General features: G+C 52.7%; 5 protein-coding genes, 4 tRNA genes and 1 other RNA gene. 8 read left to right on the top strand and 2 right to left on the bottom strand.

Annotated features, from left to right (window positions below; genetic code table 11):
* Nucleotides 1-438: 438 nt before the first annotated feature.
* On the top strand, nucleotides 439-1476 hold the full coding sequence (murB, locus tag ACJ8HT_RS23975; RefSeq protein WP_194572481.1) for a UDP-N-acetylmuramate dehydrogenase: 1038 nt from the start codon (nucleotides 439-441) through the stop codon (nucleotides 1474-1476).
* The gene (gene birA, locus ACJ8HT_RS23970; RefSeq protein ID WP_033636716.1) at nucleotides 1473-2435 is read left to right on the top strand and encodes a bifunctional biotin--[acetyl-CoA-carboxylase] ligase/biotin operon repressor BirA; all 963 of its coding nucleotides are present in this window, start codon (nucleotides 1473-1475) and stop codon (nucleotides 2433-2435) included. The genes murB and birA overlap by 4 nt, the downstream gene beginning before the upstream one ends.
* 46 nt (nucleotides 2436-2481) lie before the next feature.
* On the opposite strand, the gene coaA is transcribed toward birA, so the two are convergent.
* Together coaA and ACJ8HT_RS23960 are read right to left on the bottom strand one after the other, a co-directional pair.
* Nucleotides 2482-3432 (bottom strand): type I pantothenate kinase, encoded by a 951-nt coding sequence (coaA, locus tag ACJ8HT_RS23965; protein ID WP_033636718.1) that lies wholly within the window; start codon nucleotides 3430-3432, stop codon nucleotides 2482-2484.
* 219 nt (nucleotides 3433-3651) lie between these two features.
* A complete protein-coding gene (locus ACJ8HT_RS23960; protein ID WP_060441478.1) occupies nucleotides 3652-4200 on the bottom strand; it encodes a GNAT family N-acetyltransferase in 549 nt (182 codons plus the stop codon).
* A gap of 396 nt (nucleotides 4201-4596) precedes the next feature.
* Here ACJ8HT_RS23960 and ACJ8HT_RS23955 point away from each other — a divergent pair.
* The 6 genes from ACJ8HT_RS23955 to ACJ8HT_RS23930 form a co-directional block, all read left to right on the top strand.
* A tRNA-Thr gene (locus ACJ8HT_RS23955) sits at nucleotides 4597-4672 on the top strand.
* A 25-nt stretch (nucleotides 4673-4697) separates the two neighbouring features.
* A tRNA-Tyr gene (locus tag ACJ8HT_RS23950) sits at nucleotides 4698-4782 on the top strand.
* Between the two features lie 46 nt (nucleotides 4783-4828).
* Nucleotides 4829-4944: non-coding RNA, RtT sRNA (locus ACJ8HT_RS23945), on the top strand.
* A 36-nt stretch (nucleotides 4945-4980) separates the two neighbouring features.
* A tRNA-Gly gene (locus ACJ8HT_RS23940) sits at nucleotides 4981-5055 on the top strand.
* A gap of 6 nt (nucleotides 5056-5061) precedes the next feature.
* A tRNA-Thr gene (locus ACJ8HT_RS23935) sits at nucleotides 5062-5137 on the top strand.
* A gap of 109 nt (nucleotides 5138-5246) precedes the next feature.
* Nucleotides 5247-5464, top strand: a 218-nt coding sequence (locus ACJ8HT_RS23930) for a GTP-binding protein (protein ID WP_045142993.1), incomplete at its 3' end; no start/stop codon positions are given.

Genomic DNA, 5464 nt, shown 5'->3' with positions numbered 1-5464 from the left:
AAACGCCGTAGCGCCGATGGTAGTGTGGGGTCTCCCCATGCGAGAGTAGGACACTGCCAGGCATCAAATAAAGCCGAAAGCCCTGAACTGACGTTCAGGGCTTTTTGCTATGCGTAAAATAAATATCCTGACTGTATCTATTGCTTTGAAAAATGCCTTTTTGGCATATGTAGCTTAGTCTTATAAGGAAGAATAATGTTTTTTGTCAGGGAAATAGCCAGATCAATATATAATTGATAGCTTCAGATTATTATTTAAATAATAAAAATTCCTATTTATTAAGATGTTGATGAGAATTTTCCGGTTATATCAAAGATAAGTCTTAATGCTTCAGTGTATTATTCGATAAATTTCACGTTAATTAAAACAAATATTAGCCAGACGCCTCGAATCGAGTAGACTAGGCGAAAGATTATTTCCGTATAGGTACTGAACGTTATGTCTACTGAAAGCGCGTCTTTAAAAAACCACAATACGTTTGCGCTCCCGGTCAACGCAGCGCACCTGATCATAGCCGATAGAATTGAGCAGATGCTCAAGGTTTGGCAACAAACGCGCAAGCGTCAGGAGCCGCTGCTGATTCTCGGTGAAGGTAGCAACGTGCTGTTCCTGGAGGATTTTTCAGGCACGGTCATGGTCAATCAGCTAAAGGGTATCGACGTTCGGGAAGATAGCGATGCCTGGCATCTCCACGTCAGCTCCGGTGAGAATTGGCATGATCTGGTGCAATATACGCTGCAGGCAGGGATCTGTGGCCTGGAAAACCTGGCGTTGATTCCTGGATTGGCCGGCTCCGCGCCTATTCAGAACATCGGCGCCTACGGCGTCGAATTGAAAGACGTTTGCGAGTATGTCGATCTGCTGGATTTCTCTACCGGCGCTATCGATCGCATTCCGGCTGCCGAGTGTGGTTTCGGCTACCGGGAAAGTATTTTCAAACACCGTTTCCAAACCGGGCATGTCATTGTCGGGCTGGGTTTACGCCTCAACAAACAGTGGCAACCCAAATTGAGCTACGGCGATCTGACCAAGCTGGATCCTGCCACGGTGACGCCGCTTCAGGTATTTGAATCCGTATGCGCCATGCGCCGCAGCAAACTGCCCGATCCGCGTGAAACCGGCAATGCCGGCAGCTTCTTCAAGAATCCGCTGGTGAACGCAGAGAAAGCCGCAGGACTCATCGCCAAATATCCCGGCATGCCGCATTATCCACAGCAGGATGGCCAGGTGAAGCTGGCCGCCGGCTGGCTTATCGATCAATGCGAACTGAAAGGATATCGTATCGGTGGTGCAGCGGTACACCGCCAGCAGGCGCTGGTGCTGGTGAACATTGACAACGCCCACAGCCAAGATGTGGTAGCGCTGGCGCGCCACGTACGCAAGACGGTGGCCGATAAATTCGGCGTCTGGCTGGAGCCTGAGGTGCGTTTTATTGGCGCGACCGGTGAGCTGAATGCCGTGGCGGTGCTGTCATGAAAGATACCAAGGTTCCGCTAAAACTGATCGCATTGCTGGCCGATGGCGAATTCCATTCCGGGGAACACCTCGGTGAGTCACTCGGCATGAGCCGTGCTGCGATCAATAAGCATATTCAAACCATTCGCGAGTGGGGGCTGGATGTTTTTACCGTGCCTGGCAAAGGTTACAGCCTGCCTGGTGCTATCCAGCTGTTGGAAGCCGAGCGTATCCTCAGCCTGCTGGAAGACAAGCGTGTAAGCGTGTTGCCGGTGGTCGATTCCACCAACCAATACTTGCTGGACCGCATCGCCGAATTGCACTCCGGTGACGCCTGCGTCGCTGAATACCAACAGGCGGGGCGTGGGCGCCGCGGGCGGCAGTGGATCTCGCCATTCGGCGCTAATTTATACCTGTCGATGTTCTGGCGCTTGGAGCAAGGCCCGGCGGCGGCAATGGGGCTTAGCCTGGTGATCGGGATGGTGATGGCGGAAGTTCTGCAGCGTCTCGGTGCGGCAGACGTGCGCGTTAAGTGGCCTAACGATCTTTATCTGAACGATCGTAAACTGGCGGGGATCCTGGTCGAACTGACGGGAAAAACCGGCGATGCGGCTCAACTGGTCATCGGTGCCGGCATTAACCTGGCGATGCGGGATACCAACGCCAGCGCCATTACCCAGGGCTGGATTAACCTGCAGGAAGCGGGAATTCAGATCGATCGCAATGAGCTGGCTGCAACCCTGCTCAATGAGCTGCGTCAGTCATTGAAACAGTTTGAGATAGACGGACTGGCGCCCTTTATCGGTCGCTGGCGTACCCTGGATAACTTTATCGACAGACCGGTCAAGCTCCTGATTGGCGAGCGGCAGATTGTGGGCATCGCCCGAGGCATCGATTCGCAGGGGGCGCTACTGCTGGAACAAGACGGGGAGATAAAACCCTTCATCGGCGGGGAGATATCGCTGCGCAGTGCGGAATAGTTAGAGAAAGGGGGGACAGCAACGTCCCCTGAATCGATCGGTAGGTTTACTTTCTTAAACGCACACTTTCAACGGCGTGGTTAGCGCTTTTGGTCATGATCAGGCTAGCGCGTTCGCGCGTAGGCAGTATATTCTGCTGCAAATTCAATCCGTTAATTTCATTCCACAATTGCGTGGCGATATTAATCGCTTCCGGTTCCGGCAATTTTGAATAGTGATGGAAATAAGAATCGGGATTGGAAAATGCGCCCTGACGGAATTTCAGGAAGCGATTGATATACCAGCTTTGCAATAGCGTCTCCGGGGCATCAACATATATAGAGAAGTCGACAAAATCGGAAACGAATACGCGATGCGGATCGTGAGGGTAATCCATACCGCTTTGCAATACGTTAAGCCCTTCCAGTATCAGAATATCCGGCTGCTCGATGACTTTATTGCCCTCGGGCACAACGTCGTAGATCAAATGGGAATAAACCGGGGCGGTGACGCGTTTGGCGCCGGATTTCACTTCCGACACGAATTTCACCAGGCTATGCATATCGTAAGACTGCGGGAAGCCTTTTTTCTTCATCAGGCCGCGTTCGTTCAGCACCTTATTAGGATGCAAGAAACCGTCGGTCGTGATCAGCTCAACGCTGCGGTGTTCCGGCCAGCGGCTCAGCAGTGCCTGCAACAAGCGCGCTGTTGTGCTCTTACCGACGGCTACGCTGCCGGCGATGCCGATGACATAGGGAATCTTTTGCCCGTCGGTGCCGAGGAATTGCTCCAGTACCGCCTGCCGCCGCAGGTTGGAGCTGATATAGAAGTTCAACAGTCGTGACAGCGGCAGATAAATCTGCGCAACTTCTTCCAACGAGAGATCTTCGTTAATCCCTTTCAGTTTAACGATCTCTTCTTCCGACAACGTCAGCGGCACCGAATCTCTCAACGCAGCCCATTGGGTACGATCGAACTGTAGGTAGGGCGTTGCTAAAGATTGATCTCTTTTTATCATAAGCCAAATTCTGCCTGTTAACGCAGGTTGGGAAAGGCGCCGGACGCCAGCTCCAGAGAATAAACAAGCTGCATATTATAGACAGCTTCGTTTTTGGCGTAGACTTTTTTCGCAAAAGTTGTCGATAGGCAGCAGTTTATGTCAATTGTGCGAAGCGGCCCGCAGTTGATAAAGCGGGGTTGCAAGGCGGTATCATCGGGGCCGGATACCGCCTGAAGGCTAGCTGGCGATGGCGCGCGAAGGTTGGTTCACGGCGAACAGGCGTTTGTAATAAATAACGGTTGGATGGTAATGCCCATCGGGCCCTGCCGCATAATCCGGTAGCTCGCCTAAACAGCGATAACCCAGGCTGCGATAAAGCGCTTCTGCTGCCGAACCGGCCTGCGTATCCAGGTACAATAGTCCGCGCTGCTGTTGCAGTGCCGCGTGCTCCAGTGACTTCATCAGCGCCTGACCTACGCCGTTTCGGCGAGCGCGGCTATGCACCAACAGCTTCACTACCTCCGCACGATTACGGCCGTTCGGCTTCTGGCAGAGCTCGAGTTGCACGGTGCCAACGACGCCGCGCTCGTCACGGGCAATCCACAGCAGCAGTTCACCTTTGGCCAAGGCCGGCCGCAGACTGTGGAAGTAGCTTTCGGCGTCTTCGTGAGGGATTAAGGTGTCGTAACCGACAGAAGCGCCGTGCGTGACGGCATCGGTCAACAGGCGGGCCAATTCATCGCGGTAAATCGGTAGCGTAGCGGCGTTGATAGGCACTATTTTCATCGGTCATTCCTCCTGGGATGGGGGTAATGAAGAGAAGCAATAACTGAGCCACAGCGGCGAAAGGCATGGCGACGGCAAAAGGGCGAGGGATCAGTGTAGCCCACGCCGCAGTCCGGGGCAGGTATCCCTTTTTTGGTGCATCGATCCCGCTCACAGTTTACCTGCGCGGGTTAAGTGTTTTGAGAAGCCCGACACGGAGAAAGCGGCGCTCAAGGCTTGCAAAAAGTGGATAAAATTGTAGAGAATGATTGCAGCGAGTGATGAATGTTTGCACGCCGCAGGCTGCGAATTGCATGACAGTATGCAAAATTGACTGATTTATGAGCGAAAGTGCGCGTAAAGCAATTTTTTTGTTGCATAGGTCGCCCGCTCTACCTAGAATGCGCTGCACTTGATGCCGGCTTAGCTCAGTAGGTAGAGCAACTGACTTGTAATCAGTAGGTCACCAGTTCGATTCCGGTAGCCGGCACCATTCAAGTCACAAGTAGTTAAAATCTGGTGGGGTTCCCGAGCGGCCAAAGGGAGCAGACTGTAAATCTGCCGTCACAGACTTCGAAGGTTCGAATCCTTCCCCCACCACCAAATCTTGCCTTCGGCGATTAACTGAGATGCGATAAATACCGCAACGGTTGATGGCGGGAGGAGAGGGCGAAAGCCTTCGGCAAGGTTCGAGCTGTGCAGCGCAAGGCGCAGCCGGCCCGAAGGATGCGAGCCGAGTGATGAACAATCCTGCTCCATCCCAAAATTCTACAGAAAAATCAGGTAGCCGAGTTCCAGGATGCGGGCATCGTATAATGGCTATTACCTCAGCCTTCCAAGCTGATGATGTGGGTTCGATTCCCACTGCCCGCTCCAAGATGTGCTGATATAGCTCAGTTGGTAGAGCGCACCCTTGGTAAGGGTGAGGTCGGCAGTTCGAATCTGCCTATCAGCACCACTTCTTAATTTCTCGCCCCCTGATTTTCTTTCTGTTCTGGATTCAACGAGCAAATGCTTGGTTGATGTGGTGATACCACCGATTTATCCGTGTCTTAGAGGGACAATCGATGTCTAAAGAAAAGTTTGAACGTACAAAACCGCACGTTAACGTCGGTACTATCGGCCACGTTGACCACGGTAAAACTACCCTGACTGCAGCGATCACTACCGTACTGGCTAAAACCTACGGCGGTTCTGCACGTGCTTTCGACCAGATCGATAACGCGCCAGAAGAAAAAGCTCGTGGTATCACCATCAACACCTCTCACGTTGAGTATGACACCCC

This window comes from Serratia sp. CY44782, assembly GCF_052168715.1.
Lineage (GTDB): Bacteria > Pseudomonadota > Gammaproteobacteria > Enterobacterales > Enterobacteriaceae > Serratia > Serratia nevei.
Note: the sequence above shows the minus strand (reverse complement) of the source record. Positions and strands in the feature narration are given on the sequence as shown.

Excerpts from the sequence above, each read along its gene's own strand:
- murB (WP_194572481.1), top strand. The coding sequence starts at position 439 with ATGTCTACTGAAAGCGCGTCTTTAAAAAACCACAATACGTTTGCGCTC.
- birA (WP_033636716.1), top strand. The coding sequence starts at position 1,473 with ATGAAAGATACCAAGGTTCCGCTAAAACTGATCGCATTGCTGGCCGAT.
- coaA (WP_033636718.1), bottom strand. The coding sequence starts at position 3,432 with ATGATAAAAAGAGATCAATCTTTAGCAACGCCCTACCTACAGTTCGAT.
- ACJ8HT_RS23960 (WP_060441478.1), bottom strand. The coding sequence starts at position 4,200 with ATGAAAATAGTGCCTATCAACGCCGCTACGCTACCGATTTACCGCGAT.